The following is a 20007-nucleotide window of genomic DNA, read 5'->3' on the forward strand; positions in this document are numbered from 1 at the left end:
GGGTTTCGGAGGCCGGCCCGGGGCGCGGGCGTGGATCGGGGCGGGCCGGGTCAGTGGCGGTTGCCCCGGCGGCGGGAGAGCAGGAGCAGGGCTCCGCCTATCAGGACGACGGCGCCGCCGGCTGCGGCGACGATCGGGGTCGCGCTGCTGCCGCCGGTCTGGGCCAGGGCCGGGGTGGTGCTCGCGGCCTTCACGGTCGCGGGGGCGCTGGTGGCCGGCGCGCTGGTGGCCGGGGCCGCGGAGGTGGTGGTGCTGGTAGGGGCGACGGTGGGCGAGGCCGAGCCGCTGGGTGTCGCCGTGGCGGTGCGGGTGGGGGTCGGCGAGGTGCTGGGGGTCGGCGGGGTGGTGGGGGTGGTGGGGGTCGGGGACGGGGTGGCGCAGACCGCTATGGTCTTGGTCTCCGTCACGTTCCACTGGGGGTTCTTGGGCTGTTCGGTGGTGGTGACGACCAGGGTGGCCATGACCGGGGCGCTGTGCGCCTTGACGGTGAAGCTCTGGTGGTAACCGCTGCCGAACTGGTGCTGGTCCACCACCTTCTCGCCGTCGATGGTCAGGCTGACCAGGTTCTTGACGTTCTTGCTGCCGCTGTAGTCGGCCAGGTCGACGGTGACCTTGTCGCAGGTCACGGACCAGGCCGGGGTGTGCGCCGAGGCACCGGTGGCCAGAACGCCGGACAGCAGGACGGCGGTGCCGGCGGCTGCGGCGAGCGCCGCGCCGCGAATGCGCACGTGTCGCGCCATTTCGCTCTTCCCTCCGAAGGGGCTTGGGCGGCAAGGGTGTTGAACACGCCGGGAGCTGTGCCGGGAAGTACGCCGAGGGGCGTTCCGGGGATGGTCCGGGCCTGCCTGCCGCGAGGTTGCGGGGGACTCTACCGCCCCTGCGGCCACCTGCCACCCCCGCCGAACGTCCGGATCAGGAATGGTCGTTGGGCACCCGCGGGCCCGGGCGCCCCCGGCGGCCGCCGCCCTCCGGGGACCGCCGGACGGGACTGCGCAGGCCACCGGTGCCGTGGCGGGCGTGCGAACAGCGCGGTGCCCCCGGTGGCCAGGAGTGGTCACCGGGGGCACCGGTCCGTTCGGAGCCTCGGACTTTCAGACCTTCGGACGGACGACAGCCGTCAGGCCTTGCCGGCCGCCCTGCGGCGGCTGGCGACCACGATGCCGCCACCGGCCGCGAGGACGACCAGGCCGCCGATCGCGATCGGCAGGGCGCCGCCCGCGCCGGTGAGCGCGAGGCCGCCGCCGGTGCTCGGGGTGGCCGAGGGGCTGACGCTCGGGCTGGGGACGGCGCCGGGGGTGGCCGGGGCGCTGCCGGTGGCGCTGGGCGAGGGTGCGGGCGTGCCGCCGGTGCCGGGGGTGGCGGCGGGCGAGGTGCCGGCGGGGGCGCCCGGAGTACCGGGGGTGGCCGGGGCGGAGGCGCTGCCGGTGGGGACGCCCGGGGTGGTCGGGACGACGACCGGGGGCACCTCGGCGGGCAGGCAGCCGGTGAAGGGGTAGTGGTGGGTCTCGGCGCCGCCCTTGCCGGTGAGCGACTTGGCGATGACCGAGCCGTTGACCGGGCCGCCGCTGCCGAGGTCGAAGGCGGCGTTGGGGGCGAGCACGCTGCCGGACCACGCGGCGGCGCTGTTCTTGACGACCTTGGTGGCGGTCGGGAAGTTCCAGAGCAGCTTGGCGCGCACGGCGCCGCCGGCCGCGGACTGCAGCTTGTCGTCGAGGACGTAGCTCTTCCTGTCCGCGTCCCAGAGGAAGAACCCGGTGGTGCCGGCGGCGGCCATGTCGTAGCCGGAGCCGGTGACGTTGACGATGGTCGAGGCGCCGGCCGGGACGTTCAGGTACACCTCCTTGGCGCCCTGGAGGGTCGCGGCGGCGACGGTGAAGGTGTTGACCTGGGTGTCGGTGCCGGTGAGGGTCAGCCGGTCGCCGGAGCTCTCGACCTTGGCGCCGGCGGTGGCGGGCGCGGCGGCGAGGGCGGTGGAGGCGGCGCGCAGCTTGCCGAACTCGGCCCCGAAGTCGATCGGGGACGTGCCCTTGACGATCTTGCCCTGGTGGGCGTCGGCGACGCCGGTCAGGGTGCCGCCGTAGATGCCGTTGCCCTTCATCACCTGGGTGTTGGTGCCGGTGAGGTTGCCGGCGACGACCAGGGCGTTGCCGCCGGGGAGGGCGGCCACCTGCTCGGCGGTCAGTTCCTGGCCGACGGTGAAGCCGCCGGTGAAGTCGGCGTTGCCGCCGATCGCGACGGCGCCCTCGGCGTCCGGGGTGTGGGTGTCGTCGCCCTCGACGAACTCGCCGTAGAGGTTGGCGACGCCGAGGCTCTGGCACTGCCGGCCGGCCTCGGTCGCGTGGGAGGCCGGCGCGAGGAGGGCGCCCAGGGCCAGGGAGCCGCCGAGTGCGAGGGCGGCGGCGGGTACGGATATGCGCATGTGCAGGATCTCCGCGGTAGGTGCGGGGTGGGAGAGGTCCACAGGTATGGACCAATCGCACTCTTGCGGCCGAGCTGGCGAATGGTCAAGACCTTTGCCTCGCAGTGGTAGAGACCTGTGACCGCAATACCGACAAAACACCCATGCGTGATCACGCTCGCGAAGTGCCGCCCGCCACGCCCCGCGCCCGGCGGCCCCGCCGGAAGATCGTCAACCGTCCAATCTAGGATGAATCCGTGCGTACCCCTTCCTCCCTCCTCGCCGAACGCTGGCAGCCCTCCGCCGTCGTCGTACGGCGGGCCGCGCTCGCCGCGCTGGTGATGAGCATCGTGATCGTGGTCACCGGCGGCGCCGTCCGGCTCAGCGCCTCCGGCCTCGGCTGCACCACCTGGCCGCGCTGCACGGGCGAGAGCCTGACCCCGACGCCCGAGATGGGCCTGCACGGGATCATCGAGTTCACCAACCGGATGCTGACCTACGTGCTGTGCGCGGCGGTCGGCTGGGCGATCCTGGCGGCGCGCTGCGCCACCCCCTGGCGCCGCGGCCTCACCCGGCTCGGCTGGGCCCAGTTCTGGCTGGTGATGAGCAACGCCGTGATCGGCGGCATCACCGTGCTGACCGGCCTCAACCCGTACACGGTGGCCGTGCACCTGGTCTCCGCGATGGCGCTGGTCTGGGTCGCACTGCTGATGTGGGAGCGCTCGAAGGAGGGGGACGGCCCGCCCCGGGTCTCGGTCGCCCGGCCGATCGTCCAGCTCTCGTACGTCCTGGTGACGGTGATCGGACTGCTGGTCGCGGCCGGCACCCTGGTGACCGGCGCGGGCCACCACCCGGGGACACCGAAGGACAACCGGATGGTGCCGCGGATCCCGCTGGACTACGACCGGCTCGCCCAGGTCCACGCCGACCTGGCGTTCGTCTCGGTCGGCCTGGCCGTCGCGGTGCTCTTCGTGTTCGCCGCCGTGAAGGCGCCGCCGGCCGCCCGGGCCCGGGCGCGCGAGCTGCTCGTGGTGCTGCTGGCGCAGGGCGTGCTCGGGTTCGTCCAGTACTTCACCGACGTGCCGGAGGTGCTGGTCGGCGTGCACATGCTGGGCGCCACGCTCACCTGGATCGCCGTGCTGCGCGTACCGCTCGCCCTGCGGGTGCGCACGGACGCGCCCGCCGCCGGCCCGGCGGCGGTGCCGGCCCCCGCGGCCGCCGCCACCGTCTGAGACGGCGTAGGAGCCGCCGTCCGGAACGTCGTACGACGAAGGCCGGGCCGACCGCTGCTCAGCGGTCGGCCCGGCCTTCGTCGTACAGGCGGGAGCGGGGCGCGGTCAGCCGCCGAGCTGGAGGCCCGCCATCCGCTTCCACTCGTAGGCGCCGGTCTTCACCCGCAGGCCCAGCTCGCCCTCGAAGGTGTCGTGCACCGTGAGGCCCGCGAGCTCGGCGGCCCGCAGGCCCACGGCGTAGGTCGGGGCGACCTGGTCGCCCCAGGTGCCGTCGGCGCCGACCACGACGATCCGGGTCGCGGTGCGGCCGACGTACTCGACGACGCCGTCGGCGCTGCCGCCGTGCTGGGCGGCGAAGCTGGTGAGGTGCTTGGCGATGCGCTTGGCGCGGCGCTCGGCGCGGGCGTCGGTCGCGGCGGGGGTGGCGGTCTCTGCGCTGCTCATGCCCGCATGCTACCGAGCGGTAGTGGAGCTGGCGACGGCAGCGCCGTGTGCGGCGGGCCACATCGGGGCGTCACCCCTGCGCCGCGAGGTCGAGGTACCAGTCGTTGCAGCGCATGAAGCTGCCCTTCGGGTACTCGAACCCGCACTCGTCGAGCAGGGTGAACCCGGCCCGGCGGCAGATCGCGTTGGAGGCGGGGTTGCCGACCGAGGGGAAGGCGTGCAGGTCCCGGTGCCGCCCCTCGGCCCGCACGGCGGCGATCACGGCCCGCGCGGCGGCCACCGCGACGCCTCGGCCCTGGAAGCCGGGCAGGACGCTCCAGCCGGTCTCGTAGGTCTTCTCGCCGCGCCAGACGGTCTCCCAGTACCCGATGCTCCCGGCCGTCGGGCCGTCAGGGGCCGTCCCGAGCCGGACGGTGAACATCCGCCCGCGACCGGTGCCCGGCAGCTCCACGTAGCGCCGGTGCCGGGCGAGCAGCTGCTCCTCGGTCTCCGGGCCGCCCAGGTGCTCGGTCATCCCCGGCGAGTTGATCAGGCGCAGCAGTCCGAGGTCCTCCTCCGCCCAGGGCTCCAGCCGGACCGCCCCGTCGGCCCCGGTCCACTCGCCGGCCCCCTGCTGTGTCTCCCGCATACCGACCTCCGCTCCCGCCGGCGCGTCCGGGCGCCGGGACGATCACCCAGGATGGCACGGGCCGGGGCCCCGGCCGCAGGACGGCCTCGGGAAGCGGTTCGCCCCGCCGTCCGGGCGGACGGCGGGGCGAGGAGTCGCGGCGGGCCGCCGGAGCGGGCGAGCGGCTAGCGGAGGAAGGGGTCGACCGCGATGACCACGAAGAGCAGCGTCAGGTAGGTGATCGACCAGTGGAACAGCCGCATCTCCTTGAGCTTGGCGCCCACCAGGCCGGCCTTGGCCCGGGCGTACAGGCCGTGCGCCTCCTTCAGCCAGGCGGCGCCGAGCACCACCGCGGCGACGGGGTAGAGCAGGCTGGTGTCGGCCAGCGGCCAGAGCGCCAGCGAGACGGCCACCATGACCCAGGAGTAGGCGACGATCTGCTTGGCCACCGCCAGGTTGCCCTTGATCACCGGCAGCATCGGCACGCCGGCCTTGGCGTAGTCGTCGCGGACCTTCATCGACAGCGGCCAGTAGTGCGGCGGCGTCCAGAAGAAGATGACCAGGAAGAGCACCAGCGCGGACCAGGAGACCGAGTTGTCGACGGCCGCCCAGCCGACGAAGACCGGCATGCAGCCGGCGATGCCGCCCCAGACGATGTTCTGGGCCGTCCGCCGCTTGAGACCGAGCGTGTAGACGAACACGTAGAACAGCAGTGCGGTCAGCGCGAGCGCGGAGGACAGCCAGTTGACCAGCAGTCCCAGCCAGAGGGTCGAGCCGATCGCCAGCGCGATGCCGAAGAGCAGCGCCTCCCGCGGCGAGACCATGCCGGTCACCAGCGGCCGGCGCTCGGTGCGCGTCATCACCGCGTCGATGTCCCGGTCGATGTACATGTTGAGGGCGTTCGCGCCGCCGGCCGACAGGTAGCCGCCGACCACGACCGCGAGCACCAGCAGCGGGTCCGGGACGCCGCGCTGCGCCAGGAACATCACCGGCACGGTGGTGATCAGCAGCAGCTCGATGATCCGGGGCTTGGTCAGGGCGACGAACGCGCCGACACGGGCCCCGAACGGACGGTGCGCAGGCGTCGCACCGGTGACCCCGGCGGGGCGGGATTCGACGGCGGTCACTAACACCCCAACTGAAGATGAATCTTCGCAGGCGTCCACCGGACCAAGGGGCCGAATTCGTCCGCTCTGCGCGTACCACGCCACCTTAGACGCTCCATATGTCCCGACCGGCCTCGGGGTCCCCCGGCGGGGCGGATCGCACACCGCTGGGTGAACAGCCGCGGCTGACCTGGACGGACCCGCTCGCCCGTCCCGGCCCCGCTGAGAGGCAGACGGGCGGAAAAGGTACGAGGCTGGACAAAACCTCCACCCGTACGCCCGGGAACAGCGACCCGCGGTGCCGGGTTGTCCAAGCACGGAGGGTGAGCCCCGGCCCTAACGGTAGGCTCGCACAGAGAAGCGGGATCTACCCTCCGTGACCGGCACCACCCAAACGTCTGGTCCACAGCGACGTGGCCGACCCGGTCCCCTTCACGGGGTCACTCTTCAATACGGAAGGAGCCCTGAGACTAGGGTGAGCACCACGCCGACGAACGCATTCGAGTGGACCGAGCTGGACGAGCGTACGGTCGACACGGCACGTGTCCTGGCCATGGACGCAGTACAGAAGGTCGGTAACGGACACCCGGGGACGGCCATGTCGCTGGCCCCAGCGGCGTACCTGATCTTCCAGCGCTTCCTGCGCCACGACCCGACGGACCCCTCCTGGGTGGGGCGCGACCGCTTCGTCCTCTCCCCCGGGCACACCAGCCTGACGCTCTACACCCAGCTCTACCTGTCGGGCTACGGCCTGGAGCTGGACGACCTCAAGGCCTTCCGGGTCGCGGGCAGCCGCACCCCGGGCCACCCCGAGCACGGCCACACCGCCGGCGTCGAGACCACCACCGGCCCGCTCGGCCAGGGCATCGCCAACGCGGTCGGCATGGCGATGGCCGCGCGCTACGAGCGCGGGCTCTTCGACCCCGAGGCCGCCGCGGGCACCTCCCCGTTCGACCACACCATCTGGGCCATCGTCTCCGACGGCGACCTGGAGGAGGGCATCTCGGCCGAGGCGTCCTCGCTGGCCGGCCACCAGAAGCTGGGCAACCTGGTCGCGCTGTACGACGACAACCACATCTCGATCGAGGGCGACACCGAGACGGCCTTCTCCGAGGACGTCCTCAAGCGGTACGAGGCGTACGGCTGGCACGTCCAGCGGGTCACCCCGAAGGAGAACGGCGACGTCGACGTGGCGGCGCTGGCCGCCGCGCTGGACGCCGCCAAGGCCGAGACCTCGCGCCCGTCGATGATCGCCATGCGGACGATCATCGCCTGGCCCGCGCCGGACGCCCAGAACACCGCGAAGGCACACGGCTCCGCGCTCGGCGCCGCCGAGATCGCCGCCACCAAGAAGGTGCTCGGCTTCAACCCCGACGAGACCTTCGAGGTGACCGACGAGGTCATCACCCACGCCCGTGAGGTGGTCACCCGCGGCAAGGCCTTCCGCGCCGAGTGGCAGAAGGGCTTCGCCGCCTGGCGGGCCGGCGACCCGCAGCGCGCCGCCGAGTTCGACCGCATCCAGGCGGGCGAACTGCCGGAGGGCTGGAAGAAGCAGATCCCGGTCTTCCCCGCGGGCAAGGACGTCGCCACCCGCAAGGCGAGCGGCGAGACCCTCAAGGCCATCGGCGGGGTCGTCCCGGAGCTGTGGGGCGGCTCGGCCGACCTCGCGGAGTCCAACCTCACCACCATCGACGAGGACAGTTCGTTCCTCCCCGAGGGCAACCCGCTGAAGAGCGCCTCGCCCTACGGCCGGACGATCCACTTCGGCATCCGCGAGCACGCCATGGGCTCGACCATGAACGGCATCGCGCTGCACGGGAAGACCCGCGTGTACGGCGGTACCTTCCTGGTCTTCGCCGACTACATGCGCCCCGCCGTGCGCCTGGCCGCGCTGATGAAGCTGCCGGTCACCTACGTCTGGACGCACGACTCGATCGGCCTCGGCGAGGACGGCCCGACCCACCAGCCGGTGGAGCACCTGGCCTCGCTGCGCGCCATCCCGGGCCTGTCGATCGTCCGCCCGGCCGACGCCAACGAGACGGCCGTCGCCTGGCGCACCGTCATCGAGCGGCAGACCAGCCACCCCGGCCCGGTCGGCCTGGCGCTCACCCGCCAGAACGTCCCGACGTACGACCGCGAGGTCTTCGGCTCCGCCGAGGGCACCGCGAAGGGCGGCTACATCCTGGCCGAGGCCTCCAGCGGCGTCCCGCAGGTGATCCTGCTCGGCACCGGCTCCGAGGTCCAGCTCGCCGTCAAGGCGCGCGAGGTCCTGGAGGCCGAGGGCATCCACACCCGGGTGGTCTCGCTGCCGTCCTTCGAGTGGTTCCAGGAGCAGGACCAGGCCTACCGCGACAGCGTGCTGCCGCCGGACGTCAAGGCCCGGGTCTCGATCGAGGCCGGCATCGCGCAGGGCTGGCGCGAGCTGGTCGGCGACCACGGCCGCATCGTCAGCCTGGAGCACTTCGGTGCCTCGGCCGACTACCAGGTGCTGTTCCAGGAGTTCGGCCTGACCAGCGAGGCCGTGGTGGCCGAGGCCCACAACGCGCTGCGCTCGCTGGAAGCCGTCAACCGCTAACACCCGCCCCCGGGCGAGTACAGAACAGCCGGAGCCGCGTACCCGGCCGCACACCGGGTACGCGGCCCGTCCGACGAACTCAAAGACGCAGAAGACCAAAAAGAGGACTGAGCACCATGACTGACGCATTGAAGCGCCTCAGCGACGAAGGCGTGGCAATCTGGCTGGACGACCTCAGCCGCAAGCGGCTGAACACCGGCAACCTGGCCGAGCTGGTGCAGAACAAGCACGTCGTGGGCGTCACCACGAACCCGACCATCTTCCAGAAGGCCATCGGCGGGGGCGACACCTCCTACGACGCCCAGCTGCGCGACCTCGCCGTCCGCAAGGTCACCACGGACGAGGCCGTCCGCATGATCACCACCTCGGACGTCCGCGACGCGGCCGACGTGCTGCGCCCGGTCTACGACGCCAGCAACGGCCGCGACGGCCGGGTCTCCATCGAGGTCGACCCGCGCCTCGCCCACGAGACCGCGGCGACCATCGCCGAGGCCAAGCAGCTGTGGTGGCTGGTCGACCGCCCCAACGTGCTGATCAAGATCCCCGCGACCAAGGCCGGCCTGCCCGCCATCACCGAGGTCATCGGCAAGGGCATCAGCGTCAACGTCACACTGATCTTCTCGCTGGAGCGCTACCGCGCCGTGGTGGACGCCTACCTGACCGGCCTGGAGCAGGCCAAGGCCAAGGGCCTGGACCTCTCCGCCATCGAGTCGGTCGCCTCGTTCTTCGTGTCCCGCGTCGACACCGAGATCGACAAGCGCCTCGACAAGGTCGGCGGCGACGCCAAGGCGCTGCGCTCCAAGGCCGCGCTGGCCAACGCCCGCCTCGCCTACCAGGCGTACGAGGAGGTCTTCGGCTCCGTCGACGGCTCCACCGCGCCGGGCGCCCGCTGGAAGGCCCTGGAGGCCGCCGGCGCCAACCCGCAGCGCCCGCTCTGGGCCTCCACCGGCGTGAAGGACCCGGCCCTGCCGGACACCCTGTACGTCACCGAGCTGGTCGCCCCCGGCACGGTCAACACCATGCCCGAGGCCACCCTGGAGGCCACCGGCGACCACGGCGAGGTCACCGCCGGCACCATCACCGACAACTACGCCGACGCCAAGTCCGTGATGGACGCCATCGCCGCCGCCGGGGTCGAGTACGACGACGTCGTGCAGGTGCTGGAGGACGAGGGCGTCGAGAAGTTCGAGCAGTCCTGGAACGAGCTGCTCGACACCGTCACCGCCTCGCTGGCCTCCTTCGCAGCCGAGAAGTGATCCCCGCTCACATCGACGCACTGAAAGCGGAGCCAATCAAGTGAGCACTGATTACCCCGAGTTGACACAGGACGCCGAGGCGGGAGACCCCCCACCGGCGCCCGTCAACCCGCTCCGTGACCCCACCGACCGGCGGCTCCCGCGCATCGCGGGGCCGTCCGGCCTGGTCATCTTCGGGGTCACCGGCGACCTGTCCCGCAAGAAGCTCATGCCGGCCATCTACGACCTCGCCAACCGGGGGCTGCTGCCGCCGGGCTTCTCGCTGGTCGGGTTCGCCCGCCGCGAGTGGGAGGACGAGGACTTCGCCAAGGAGGTGCACGACGCGGTCAAGGAGCACGCGCGTACGCCGTTCCGCGAGGAGGTGTGGCAGCAGCTCGCCAAGGGCATGCGGTTCGTCCAGGGCGACTTCGACGACGACGACGCCTTCGACAAGCTGCGCGAGACCATCGAGGATCTCGACAAGGCGCAGGGGACGGGCGGCAACTTCGCGTTCTACCTCTCGGTGCCGCCGAAGTTCTTCCCGCTGGTCGTCCAGCAGCTGAAGAAGCACGGTCTGGCCGACCCGCCGCCGAACTCCTGGCGGCGCGCGGTGATCGAGAAGCCCTTCGGCCACGACCTGGAGAGCGCCCAGGAGCTGAACCGGATCGTCCACGAGGTCTTCCCCCGGGACGAGGTCTTCCGGATCGACCACTACCTGGGCAAGGAGACCGTCCAGAACATCCTGGCGCTCCGCTTCGCCAACACCATGTTCGAGCCGATCTGGAACCGGTCGTACGTCGACCACGTGCAGATCACCATGGCCGAGGACATCGGGATCGGCGGCCGGGCCGGGTACTACGACGGCATCGGCTCGGCCCGCGACGTCATCCAGAACCACCTGCTCCAACTGATGGCGCTCACCGCCATCGAGGAGCCGGCCTCCTTCCACCCGAAGGCCCTGGTCGCCGAGAAGCTGAAGGTGCTCAGCGCCGTGAAGCTGCCCGAGGACCTCGGCAAGCACACCGTCCGCGGACAGTACGCGGCCGGCTGGCAGGGCGGCGAGGAGGTCGTCGGGTACCTCGACGAGGACGGCATCAACCCCTCCTCGAAGACCGACACCTACGCGGCCATCAAGCTGGAGATCAACAACCGCCGCTGGGCGGGCGTCCCGTTCTACCTGCGCACGGGCAAGCGCCTGGGCCGCCGGGTGACCGAGATCGCGGTGGTCTTCCAGCGGGCGCCGTACCTGCCGTTCGACTCCTACGCCACCGAGGAGCTGGGGCAGAACGCCCTGGTCATCCGGGTGCAGCCGGACGAGGGCGTCACGGTGCGGTTCGGCTCCAAGGTGCCGGGCACCTCCTTCGAGGTGCGGGACGTGACGATGGACTTCGCCTACGGCGAGTCGTTCACCGAGTCCAGCCCCGAGGCGTACGAGCGGCTCATCCTGGACGTGCTGCTGGGCGACGCCAACCTCTTCCCCCGGCACCAGGAGGTCGAGCTCTCCTGGGAGATCCTCGACCCGATCGAGAAGTACTGGGACACCCACGGCAAGCCGGCGCAGTACCCGGCGGGCGGCTGGGGCCCGGTTGAGGCGGACGAGATGCTCGCACGAGACGGCAGGAGCTGGCGCCGGCCATGAGGATCGACCTGACGGACACCACGTCCAGCAAGATCAACGCAGCCCTGATGGACGCCCGGCGGGCCGGCGGCGCCGGCGCGGCCGGCATGGTGCTCACCCTGGTGATCGTGACCGACGAGGGCAGCGCCTACGACGCCCTCAAGGCCGCCAACGACGCCTCCCGCGAGCACCCCTCGCGCACCCTCGCGGTGATCAAGCGCGCCGGGCGTTCGCCCCGGGCCCGCGCCGAGACCCGCCTGGACGCCGAGATCCTGGTCGGCTCCGACGCCGGCTCCGGCGAGACGGTCGTCCTGCGGATGCACGGCGAGCTCGCCGCGCACGCGCAGTCGGTCGTCCTGCCGCTGCTGCTGCCGGACGCCCCGGTGGTGGTCTGGTGGCCGGAGAACTCCCCCGCGCACCCCGCGCAGGACCCGCTGGGCTCCATCGCCCAGCGCCGGATCACCGACGCGGTCACCGCCGAGTCGCCGGTGGGCCAGCTCGCCCAGCGGGCCCAGAGCTACACCCCCGGCGACACCGACCTCGCCTGGACCAGGATCACCGGCTGGCGCTCCATGCTGGCCGCCGCCCTGGACCAGCGCCCGGCGAAGGTCACCTACGCCGTGGTCGAGGGCGAGTCGTACAACCCGAGCGTCGAGCTGCTCGGCCTCTGGCTGACGACCCGGCTGCACGTACCGGTGGAGCGGGTCGTCACCGGCGGCCCCGGCATCACCTCGGTGACCCTGCGCACCAAGGACGGCGACATCACGCTCGACCGTCCCGACGGCCTGATGGGCACCCTGTCCATGCCGGGCGCGCCGGACCGCCAGGTGGCGCTCAAGCGGCGCGAGACCTCGGAGCTGATCGCCGAGGAGCTGCGCCGGCTCGACCCGGACGACATCTACGCGACGTCGGTCCGGACGCCCGTCGAGCGGTTGCGCGAGCCGGTCAACGCCGAGACTGCGGCGGCCGACAAGGCTGCCAAGGCCGCCAAGACGGTCGAGGCGGCCACCGCCGCCCCGGCCCGGGTGACGGTCAAGGTGCCGGCCGAGGCGAAGGCTCCGGCAGAGGCCGCTGCCAAGGCTCCGGCCAGGAAGACGGCGAGCGGGGTGGCGAAGAAGGCTCCGGCCAAGCGCGCCCCCAAGCGGAGCGGCTCGTGACCGCCGCCGTCCCGCAGCTGGTGGTCCACCGGGACAAGGAGCTGATGGCCCAGGCCGCGGCGGCCCGGCTGATCACCCGCATCGTCGACGCGCAGTCCGCCCGCGGCACCGCTTCGGTGGTGCTGACGGGCGGGCGCAACGGCAACGCGCTGCTCGCCGCGATCGCCTCCTCCCCCGCGCGCGACGCGGTGGACTGGAAGTACCTGGACCTCTGGTGGGGCGACGAGCGCTTCCTCCCCGCCGGGGACGGGGAGCGCAACGCCGTCCAGGCCAGGGCCGAGCTGCTGGACCAGGTCCCGGTCGATCCGGCGCGGGTGCACGAGATGCCGGCCTCGGACGGTGTCGACGGCTCCGACGTGGAGGCGGCCGCCGACCGGTACGCCAAGGAGCTGGCCGCGGCCGCCGAGCCGGGCGACCGGCTGGGCGTACCGGCCTTCGACGTGCTCCTGCTCGGGGTCGGCCCGGACACCCATGTGGCGTCGCTCTTCCCCGAGCACCCGGGCGTCCGGGAGACCGAGCGGACGGTGATCGGCGTCCGGGGGGCTCCCAAGCCCCCGCCGACCAGGGTCTCGCTCACCCTCCCGACGATCCGGGCCGCCCGCGAGGTCTGGCTGCTCGCGGCCGGTGAGGACAAGGCCGACGCGGTCGCGCTGGCCCTCTCCGGCCCGGGCGAGCTGCAGGCGCCCGCCTCGGGCGCGTACGGCCGCGCCCGGACGCTCTGGCTGCTCGACCGGGCCGCCGCGTCGAACATCCCGGCGGAGCTGTACCCGCCGGCCTCGGCCTGACAGCCGGACCGCAGTAACGCAGGACCGTACGGACGGAGGGGGCGGGCGCCACGGCGCCCGCCCCCTCCGGTCGTCCGCGCGGCCCGTCCGGCGGTGCGACCGGTCACCGGTGCGGCCCGGTCGGCGGTGCGGGCGACCACCGCAGGAGGGCGTCCGGAGCGCCAGGGCGGCCCGCTGCCGCCGCCGGACCAACCGCCGGCGCCCGGCCCGGCCGCGAGGGCCTTACGGCGCTCACACGGCGACCGCCGCACCGCCGGGGCGGGCTGCGCCGATCAGCGGGGCGGGCACGGGTGGCGGCCCGGGAGGAAGCGGAAAACGTGCGGGGGGCCGGGCCGGTGGCCCGACCCCCCGCACGCGGGTGACGTCAGCTCAGATCTCGCCGCGCAGCTTGGCCAGCGCCTCGGCGAGGATCGCCTCGCCGTCGGCGTCGGTCCGCCGCTCGCGGACGTACGCGAGGTGGGTCTTGTACGGCTCGTTGCGCGACGGGGCCGGCGGGTTGTGCTCGTCCTGGCCGGCCGGGAAGCCGCAGCGCGGGCAGTCCCAGGTGTCCGGGATGACGGCCTCGGCGGCGAAGCTCGGGCGCGTCTCGTGCTTGTTGGCGCACCAGAAGGAGATCCGGTTGCGGGGCGCGGACTCGCCGCGCTCCGCCTCGCCCATCGGGCCGGCGCCGACTCTGCTGCCACGGATGGCGTTGCCACTTGCCACGGTCTGACTCCCTGCGTGCTGATGCGATGCGATCTCAGCCGACACCCTGGGACAGGGAGACCCTGGCCCCTCGCGGGGTGCGGGTCGCGGCCAGTATCCACTGCCGGCCGGCTGCGGCCTGCGGGCGGTGGCGAAGTTGTCCCAGTGTAAGCAGCCGATAAGGATCTGTCCGCACCGCCTCCGGGAATGCGCCCTCGGTGGGCACTCCCTCAGGATAGGCGGGCGGACGACGCGCCGTCAGATATGCGGCAAAAAGGCTGTTCGCGCAGGAAACATCAGCTCTTGTACTTGAGCACCAGGCCGAGAACCATGACACACGCGAACCAGCCGACCCCGATGATGATCGTGATGCGGTCGAGGTTGCGCTCGGCCACGGCCGAGCCGCCGCCCGCGGACATCGCGCCGCCGCCGAACATGTCGGACAGGCCGCCGCCCTTGCCCTTGTGCAGCAGTACCAGCAGCACCATCAGCAGGCTGAAGATGATCAGGGCGATGGAGAACCCGAGAACCAACACAGCGGACCAACTCTCTCGTTCATCGGCAAGGGGCCGGGCCGCCCTGAGCGGCCCGGCCCCAAAGCCTACGTTGCTGCAGCGGCGTTAGCCTACTGCCTGCTCACGGTAACGCACGATCCTGACGAACTCGTCGGCGTCCAGGGAGGCACCACCGATCAGGGCGCCGTCCACATCGGGCTTGGCCATCAGGCCGGCCGCGCTGGAGGCCTTCACCGAACCGCCGTAGAGCACGCGGACCTTCGCGGCCAGCTCACCGTCGTACAGCTCGGCCAGCCGGACGCGGATCGCCGCGCAGACCTCCTGGGCGTCCTCGGGGGTCGCCACCTCGCCGGTGCCGATCGCCCACACCGGCTCGTACGCCACGACGATGCTCTCGGCGTCCGAGGCCGGCACGCCGTCCAGGGCGCCGTCCAGCTGGGCCAGCGTGTGGGCGACGTGGGTGCCCGCCTTGCGGATCTCCAGCGGCTCGCCGACGCACAGGATCGGCGTGATGCCGCTGCGGTAGGCCGCCTTCACCTTGGCGTTGACGATCTCCTCGTTCTCGCCGTGGTACTGGCGGCGCTCCGAGTGGCCGATGGCCGCGTAGGTGCACTTCAGCTTGGCGAGCATCGGGCCGGAGACCTCGCCGGTGTAGGCACCGGACTCGTGGGCCGAGATGTCCTGCGAACCGTACTTGATCTTCAGCTTGTCGCCGTCGACCAGGGTCTGGACCGAGCGCAGGTCGGTGAACGGCGCGAGCACCGCGACCTCGACCGCCTCGTAGTCCTTGTCGGCCAGCGCGAAGGCCAGCTTCTGGGTGTGCTGGATGGCCTCAAGGTGGTTGAGGTTCATCTTCCAGTTGCCCGCCATCAGCGGGAGACGCTCGCTCATTGATCAGCCTTCCAGGGCGGCGAGACCGGGGAGGGTCTTGCCCTCCAGGTATTCGAGGCTCGCGCCCCCGCCGGTCGAGATGTGCCCGAACTTCGTCTCGTCGAAGCCCAGGATACGGACGGCGGCGGCGGAGTCCCCGCCACCGACCACGGTGAACGCGTCACTGTCGAGCAGTGCCTGCGCGACGGCCTTGGTGCCCTCGGCGAAGGCCGGGTGCTCGAAGACGCCGACCGGCCCGTTCCAGAACACGGTCTTCGCGTCGGCCAGCTTGGCCGCGAACAGCTCGCGCGACTTCGGGCCGATGTCCAGGCCCTCCTTGTCGGCGGGGATCTTGTCCGCGTCGACGACCTCGAAGTCGGCGACCGGGGCCAGCGTCTTCAGGTCGGGGAAGCTCCCCGAGACCGAGACGTCCACCGGCAGCACGAACTCCACGCCGTTGGCCTTGCCGCGCTCCAGGTACTCCAGGACGGTGGGGATCTGGTCCTTCTGCAGCAGCGAGATGCCCACCTCGTGGCCCAGAGCCGCGAGGAAGGTGTACGCCATGCCGCCGCCGATCAGGATGCGGTCGGCCTTGCCCAGCAGGTTGTCGATCACGCCGACCTTGTCGGAGACCTTCGAACCGCCGAGCACGACGACGTACGGGCGCTCGACCTCGTCGGTGAGGCGCTTGAGCACGCCCACCTCGGTGGCGATCAGGTCGCCGACGGCGTGCGGCAGGCGGGCCGGCAGGTCGTAGACCGAGGCGTGCTTGCGGTGCACCGCACCGAAGCCGTCGCCCACGTAGAGGTCGGCGAGGCCCGCGAGGGCGTCCGCGAAGGCGCCGCGCTCGGCGTCGTCCTTGGCGGTCTCACCCGCGTTGAAGCGCAGGTTCTCGAGCAGCGTGACCTCGCCGTCGGCCAGGGCGGCGACGGTGGCCTTCGCGCTCTCGCCCACGGTGTCGGTCGCGAACGAGACCGGCGCGGCAAGGATCTCACCGAGGCGCACGGCCACCGGAGCGAGGGAGAACTGCGGGTCGGGCTCGCCCTTGGGACGGCCCAGGTGGGACGCGACGATCACCTTCGCGCCGGCCTGCAGCAGCTTGGCGATGGTCGGCGCGACAGCACGGATCCGGCCGTCGTCGGTGATGCTCCCGTTCGAGAGCGGGACGTTGAGGTCGGCGCGGACGAACACGCGCTTGCCGGCGACGTCGAGGTCTTCGATGGTCTTCACGGTCTTCGAGTCTCCTGGGGAGAGTTGGAGCGAGGCGACGGCACGACGCCGGGCCGCCGGGTCCGAGAAGCGAGGGTGCCGCGGTGAGGCGGGCGCAGGGACACGCCAAGGAACAAGGCCCGGACGGCCACGCACGGCCGTCCGGGCCCTGTCCTCACTTCACGTCAGCTCCCGCTGCGTCAGAGCTGGCCGCCGACGAGGGTGGTCAGGTTGACGAGGCGGTTGGAGTAGCCCCACTCGTTGTCGTACCAGCCGAAGATCTTGACCTGGTTGCCCTGGGCCATGGTCATCAGCGAGTCGAAGATCGTGGAGAACGGCGAGTTCACGATGTCGGAGGAGACGATCGGGTCCTCGGTGTACTGCAGGATGCCCTTGAGGGAGCCCTCGGACGCCTTCTGGAAGGCGGCGTTGACCTCCTCGACGGTGACCTCGCGCTCGAGGGTGACGACCAGGTCGGTGATCGAGCCGGTCGGGACCGGGACGCGCAGCGAGGTGCCGTCCAGCTTGCCCTTGAGCTCCGGCAGGACCAGGGCGGTGGCCTTGGCGGCACCCGTCGAGGTCGGGATGATGTTGATCGAGGCGGCGCGGGCGCGACGCAGGTCCTTGTGCGGGAAGTCCAGCGTGACCTGGTCGTTGGTGAACGCGTGCACCGTCGTCATCAGGCCCTTGACGATGCCGAAGTTCTCCTGGAGAACCTTGGCCATCGGCGCCACGCAGTTGGTGGTGCAGGAGGCGTTGGAGATGACGGTGTGGTTCGCCGCGTCGTACTTGTCGTCGTTGACGCCCATCACGATGGTGACGTCTTCGTCGGTGGCGGGCGCCGAGATGATGACCTTCTTGGCACCGGCGGTGACGTGCTTCTTCGCAGCGTCGGCCTTGGTGAAGATGCCGGTCGACTCGATCACGATGTCCACGCCCAGCTCGCCCCAGGGCAGGTTGGCCGGGTCGCGCTCGGCGATGACCTTGAAGGTCTTGCCGTCGACGGTGATGCTGTCAGCGGTGTGGCTGACCTCGGCCTGGAGGGTGCCCAGGATCGAGTCGTACTTCAGCAGGTGCGCCAGGGTCTTGGTGTCGGTCAGGTCGTTGACACCGACGATCTCGATGTCCGCGGCCTGGGCCCGAACCGCGCGGAAGAAGTTGCGGCCAATGCGGCCGAATCCGTTGATGCCTACCCGGATCGTCACGAACCGATCTCCTTGTTAGGTACGCCGGAACTATGCCGACGGGGTGGAAATGGGATGTCCCCGACCACCCATGACCCTACCTCTCCGAGAGCGGCGAGGGCACATCGCCCTGGGCCGACACCGTGGCGTGGCGCGCCGAGGGCGCCCGAGCAGGGCGTGTACCGCCGGCCGCCGCGGAGCTGGTCGCCGGACACCGAAAGGCACTTGGGCCGGAGCCGTCGAACAGTTCGGACGCGAAACGGCTGGTGTCCACGATGTGGGACACCAGCCGTTCAGCAACTGAGATCATTTTGCCCGGCTCAGCTCAGCGCCATCTCGTCGGTCAGGTTGGCCTCGGTGCTCGGCAGTCCGAGCTCGGAGGCCCGCTTGTCGGCCATCGCCAGCAGCCGGCGGATCCGGCCGGCCACCGCGTCCTTGGTCAGCGGCGGATCGGCGAGCGCGCCGAGCTCCTCCAACGAGGCCTGCTTGTGCTGCATCCGCAGCTGACCCGCGGCCGCCAGGTGCTCGGGCACCTCGTCACCCAGGATCTCCAGCGCCCGCTGCACCCGGGCGCCGGCCGCGACCGCCGCCCGCGCCGAGCGGCGCAGGTTGGCGTCGTCGAAGTTGGCCAGCCGGTTCGCGGTGGCCCGCACCTCGCGGCGCATCCGGCGCTCCTCCCAGGCCAGCACCGACTCGTGCGCGCCCAGCCTGGTCAGCAGCGCGCCGATCGCGTCGCCGTCCCGGATCACCACCCGGTCCACGCCGCGCACCTCCCGGGCCTTCGCCGGGATGCCGAGCCGCCGGGCCGCGCCCACCAGCGCCAGCGCCGCCTCGGAGCCCGGGCAGGTGATCTCCAGCGAGGAGGACCTCCCCGGCTCGGTCAGCGAGCCGTGCGCCAGGAACGCCCCGCGCCAGGCCGCCTCCGCGTCGCAGGTCGCGCCGGAGACCACCGCCGGGGGCAGGCCCCGGATCGGGCGACCCCTGCCGTCCACCAGCCCGGTCTGCCGCGCGAGCAGCTCGCCGTCCTTGACCACCCGCACCACGTACCGGCTGCCGCGTCGCAGGCCGCCGGGGGCCATCACCACCAGATCCGAGGAGTGTCCGAAGATCTCCAGCAGATCCTTGCGCAGTCGCCGCGCCGCCACGCCGGTGTCCAGCTCAGCCTCGATCACGATCCGGCCGCTCACAATGTGCAAGCCGCCGGCGAACCTGAGGATCGCCGAAACCTCCGCCTTGCGGCAGCAGGCCCGGGTGACGGGGAGCCGGCTGATTTCGTCCTTCACCGCTGCCGTCATCGCCATGGGCCGATCCTTCCATGTGTCCGGAAAATCCGGTCGTACGCCGCGGCCAGAAGCTCCCGGTCGTGTCGCGGCGTCCCGTCCGCCGCGGCGACCCGGTCGAGCACCAGTGCCGCGCCCATCCGCTCCGCCGCCTTCTCCAGGCCGGCCAGGTCGGCGACGCCGAAGGCGCCGCCGGTGACCGCCCGCTCGTCCACCAGGATCGCATCCACGGCGAGCCCCGGGGCATGGTCGGCCATCACCTCCAGGTGGCGCTGAGGCGTGAAGCCCTCGGTCTCGCCGGGCTGGGGGGCCAGATTCAGGGTGAGCAGGCGCCGGGCCCGGGTCTCGACGAGCGCCTCGGCGAGGTCCGGGACGAGCAGGTGCGGCAGCACGCTGGTGAACCAGGAGCCCGGGCCCAGCACCACCCAGTCGGCCTCCCGGACGGCCGCGACGGCCTCCGGGACGGCCGGCGGCGCGTCCGGCAGCAGCCGGATGGACTGCACCGTGCCGGGGGTCACCGCGACGTTCGCCTGGCCGCGCACGGCGGACAGCTCGCCGGGCAGGGCCGGGTCGTGGCCCCGGACGACCGCCTCGATGTCCAGCGGGACGGCGGACATCGGCAGCACCCGGCCCTGCACGTTGAGCAGCCGGCCGACCCAGTCGAGGGCGGCCACCGGGTCGCCGAGCTTCTCCCAGAGCGCCACGATCAGCAGGTTGCCGACCGCGTGCCCGCCCAGCTCGCCGGTGCCGCTGAAGCGCTGCTGGATCACCTCGGACCAGGTCCGGCCCCAGTCGTCGTCGCCGCACAGCGCCGCCAGCGCCTTGCGCAGGTCACCCGGCGGCAGGACCCCGAGCTCGGTGCGCAGCCGGCCGCTGGAGCCGCCGTCGTCCGCCACGGTCACCACCGCCGTGAGATGGGTGGTGAGCCGGCGCAGCGCCGACAGCGAGGCCGACAGGCCCTGCCCGCCGCCCAGCGCCGCGATTCTCGGAGCGTTGGCACGGGGTTTGCCCGTCATCCAGCGCAAGGGGACCGCCGACCGGTCGGCGGCCTTGTTCTGGAGCTGCCGCCCGGGCACGTATCCCGCCACAACCACCTCGCGTTCCTCTG

Annotated in this window: 18 protein-coding genes; 6 read left to right on the forward strand and 12 right to left on the reverse strand. The window is 72.1% G+C overall.

Going from position 1 to position 20007, the window contains the following annotated elements; translation table 11 throughout:
• Window positions 1-50: 50 nt before the first annotated feature.
• Both OG689_RS13585 and OG689_RS13590 read right to left on the reverse strand, forming a co-directional pair.
• Window positions 51-740, reverse strand: coding sequence for an LAETG motif-containing sortase-dependent surface protein (locus OG689_RS13585; RefSeq protein WP_266320430.1), 690 nt, complete (start codon window positions 738-740; stop codon window positions 51-53).
• A gap of 377 nt (window positions 741-1117) precedes the next feature.
• Window positions 1118-2419 carry a choice-of-anchor A family protein gene (locus OG689_RS13590; RefSeq protein WP_266320432.1) on the reverse strand — a complete coding sequence of 434 codons (1302 nt, stop codon included), beginning with the start codon at window positions 2417-2419 and terminating at the stop codon, window positions 1118-1120.
• Between the two features lie 236 nt (window positions 2420-2655).
• On the opposite strand from OG689_RS13590, the gene OG689_RS13595 reads away from it, so the two are divergent.
• Entirely contained in the window at window positions 2656-3630 is a 975-nt protein-coding gene (locus OG689_RS13595) for a COX15/CtaA family protein (protein ID WP_266320434.1), read from the forward strand.
• A 105-nt stretch (window positions 3631-3735) separates the two neighbouring features.
• On the opposite strand, the gene OG689_RS13600 is transcribed toward OG689_RS13595, so the two are convergent.
• The 3 genes from OG689_RS13600 to OG689_RS13610 form a co-directional block, all read right to left on the reverse strand.
• Window positions 3736-4074 (reverse strand): hypothetical protein, encoded by a 339-nt coding sequence (locus OG689_RS13600; protein ID WP_266320435.1) that lies wholly within the window; start codon window positions 4072-4074, stop codon window positions 3736-3738.
• A gap of 70 nt (window positions 4075-4144) precedes the next feature.
• The gene (locus tag OG689_RS13605; protein ID WP_266320436.1) at window positions 4145-4702 is read right to left on the reverse strand and encodes a GNAT family N-acetyltransferase; all 558 of its coding nucleotides are present in this window, start codon (window positions 4700-4702) and stop codon (window positions 4145-4147) included.
• A gap of 164 nt (window positions 4703-4866) precedes the next feature.
• Window positions 4867-5808, reverse strand: coding sequence for a heme o synthase (locus tag OG689_RS13610; protein ID WP_266320437.1), 942 nt, complete (start codon window positions 5806-5808; stop codon window positions 4867-4869).
• A 454-nt stretch (window positions 5809-6262) separates the two neighbouring features.
• Between OG689_RS13610 and tkt the strand changes: the two genes are divergently transcribed.
• From tkt to pgl, 5 genes are all read left to right on the forward strand, one after another.
• The gene (tkt, locus tag OG689_RS13615; protein WP_266320438.1) at window positions 6263-8362 is read left to right on the forward strand and encodes a transketolase; all 2100 of its coding nucleotides are present in this window, start codon (window positions 6263-6265) and stop codon (window positions 8360-8362) included.
• Between the two features lie 116 nt (window positions 8363-8478).
• Complete coding sequence (gene tal / locus OG689_RS13620; RefSeq protein ID WP_266320439.1) at window positions 8479-9618, forward strand: transaldolase; 1140 nt, start codon at window positions 8479-8481, stop codon at window positions 9616-9618.
• 61 nt (window positions 9619-9679) lie between these two features.
• Window positions 9680-11236 carry a glucose-6-phosphate dehydrogenase gene (zwf, locus tag OG689_RS13625; protein ID WP_266327097.1) on the forward strand — a complete coding sequence of 519 codons (1557 nt, stop codon included), beginning with the start codon at window positions 9680-9682 and terminating at the stop codon, window positions 11234-11236.
• Window positions 11233-12372 (forward strand): glucose-6-phosphate dehydrogenase assembly protein OpcA, encoded by a 1140-nt coding sequence (opcA, locus tag OG689_RS13630; protein WP_266320441.1) that lies wholly within the window; start codon window positions 11233-11235, stop codon window positions 12370-12372. The genes zwf and opcA overlap by 4 nt, the downstream gene beginning before the upstream one ends.
• The gene (pgl, locus tag OG689_RS13635) at window positions 12369-13157 is read left to right on the forward strand and encodes a 6-phosphogluconolactonase (protein ID WP_266320442.1); all 789 of its coding nucleotides are present in this window, start codon (window positions 12369-12371) and stop codon (window positions 13155-13157) included. The genes opcA and pgl overlap by 4 nt, the downstream gene beginning before the upstream one ends.
• Before the next feature lie 369 nt (window positions 13158-13526).
• On the opposite strand, the gene OG689_RS13640 is transcribed toward pgl, so the two are convergent.
• The 7 genes from OG689_RS13640 to yvcK all read right to left on the reverse strand — a co-directional run bounded on the left by OG689_RS13640 (window position 13527) and on the right by yvcK (window position 19915).
• Window positions 13527-13862, reverse strand: coding sequence for an RNA polymerase-binding protein RbpA (locus OG689_RS13640; RefSeq protein WP_035841977.1), 336 nt, complete (start codon window positions 13860-13862; stop codon window positions 13527-13529).
• Between the two features lie 275 nt (window positions 13863-14137).
• Window positions 14138-14374, reverse strand: coding sequence for a preprotein translocase subunit SecG (gene secG / locus OG689_RS13645; protein WP_266327099.1), 237 nt, complete (start codon window positions 14372-14374; stop codon window positions 14138-14140).
• Between the two features lie 87 nt (window positions 14375-14461).
• Complete coding sequence (tpiA, locus tag OG689_RS13650) at window positions 14462-15247, reverse strand: triose-phosphate isomerase (RefSeq protein WP_266320444.1); 786 nt, start codon at window positions 15245-15247, stop codon at window positions 14462-14464.
• Between the two features lie 3 nt (window positions 15248-15250).
• Complete coding sequence (gene pgk / locus OG689_RS13655; protein ID WP_266320446.1) at window positions 15251-16456, reverse strand: phosphoglycerate kinase; 1206 nt, start codon at window positions 16454-16456, stop codon at window positions 15251-15253.
• A 179-nt stretch (window positions 16457-16635) separates the two neighbouring features.
• Window positions 16636-17640 (reverse strand): type I glyceraldehyde-3-phosphate dehydrogenase, encoded by a 1005-nt coding sequence (gap, locus tag OG689_RS13660; protein WP_190214819.1) that lies wholly within the window; start codon window positions 17638-17640, stop codon window positions 16636-16638.
• Window positions 17641-17939: 299 nt separating this feature from the next.
• Window positions 17940-18920, reverse strand: coding sequence for a DNA-binding protein WhiA (whiA, locus tag OG689_RS13665; protein ID WP_073928888.1), 981 nt, complete (start codon window positions 18918-18920; stop codon window positions 17940-17942).
• A complete protein-coding gene (gene yvcK / locus OG689_RS13670; RefSeq protein WP_266327101.1) occupies window positions 18911-19915 on the reverse strand; it encodes a uridine diphosphate-N-acetylglucosamine-binding protein YvcK in 1005 nt (334 codons plus the stop codon). The genes whiA and yvcK overlap by 10 nt, the downstream gene beginning before the upstream one ends.
• Window positions 19916-20007: the final 92 nt, after the last annotated feature.

Origin of the sequence: Kitasatospora sp. NBC_00240 (genome assembly GCF_026342405.1) — a bacterium.
In the GTDB taxonomy this organism is placed as follows: domain Bacteria; phylum Actinomycetota; class Actinomycetes; order Streptomycetales; family Streptomycetaceae; genus Kitasatospora.

Excerpts from the sequence above, each read along its gene's own strand:
- OG689_RS13585 (WP_266320430.1), bottom strand. The coding sequence starts at position 740 with ATGGCGCGACACGTGCGCATTCGCGGCGCGGCGCTCGCCGCAGCCGCC.
- OG689_RS13590 (WP_266320432.1), bottom strand. The coding sequence starts at position 2,419 with ATGCGCATATCCGTACCCGCCGCCGCCCTCGCACTCGGCGGCTCCCTG.
- OG689_RS13600 (WP_266320435.1), bottom strand. The coding sequence starts at position 4,074 with ATGAGCAGCGCAGAGACCGCCACCCCCGCCGCGACCGACGCCCGCGCC.
- OG689_RS13605 (WP_266320436.1), bottom strand. The coding sequence starts at position 4,702 with ATGCGGGAGACACAGCAGGGGGCCGGCGAGTGGACCGGGGCCGACGGG.
- tal (WP_266320439.1), top strand. The coding sequence starts at position 8,479 with ATGACTGACGCATTGAAGCGCCTCAGCGACGAAGGCGTGGCAATCTGG.
- opcA (WP_266320441.1), top strand. The coding sequence starts at position 11,233 with ATGAGGATCGACCTGACGGACACCACGTCCAGCAAGATCAACGCAGCC.
- tpiA (WP_266320444.1), bottom strand. The coding sequence starts at position 15,247 with ATGAGCGAGCGTCTCCCGCTGATGGCGGGCAACTGGAAGATGAACCTC.
- whiA (WP_073928888.1), bottom strand. The coding sequence starts at position 18,920 with ATGGCGATGACGGCAGCGGTGAAGGACGAAATCAGCCGGCTCCCCGTC.
- yvcK (WP_266327101.1), bottom strand. The coding sequence starts at position 19,915 with ATGACGGGCAAACCCCGTGCCAACGCTCCGAGAATCGCGGCGCTGGGC.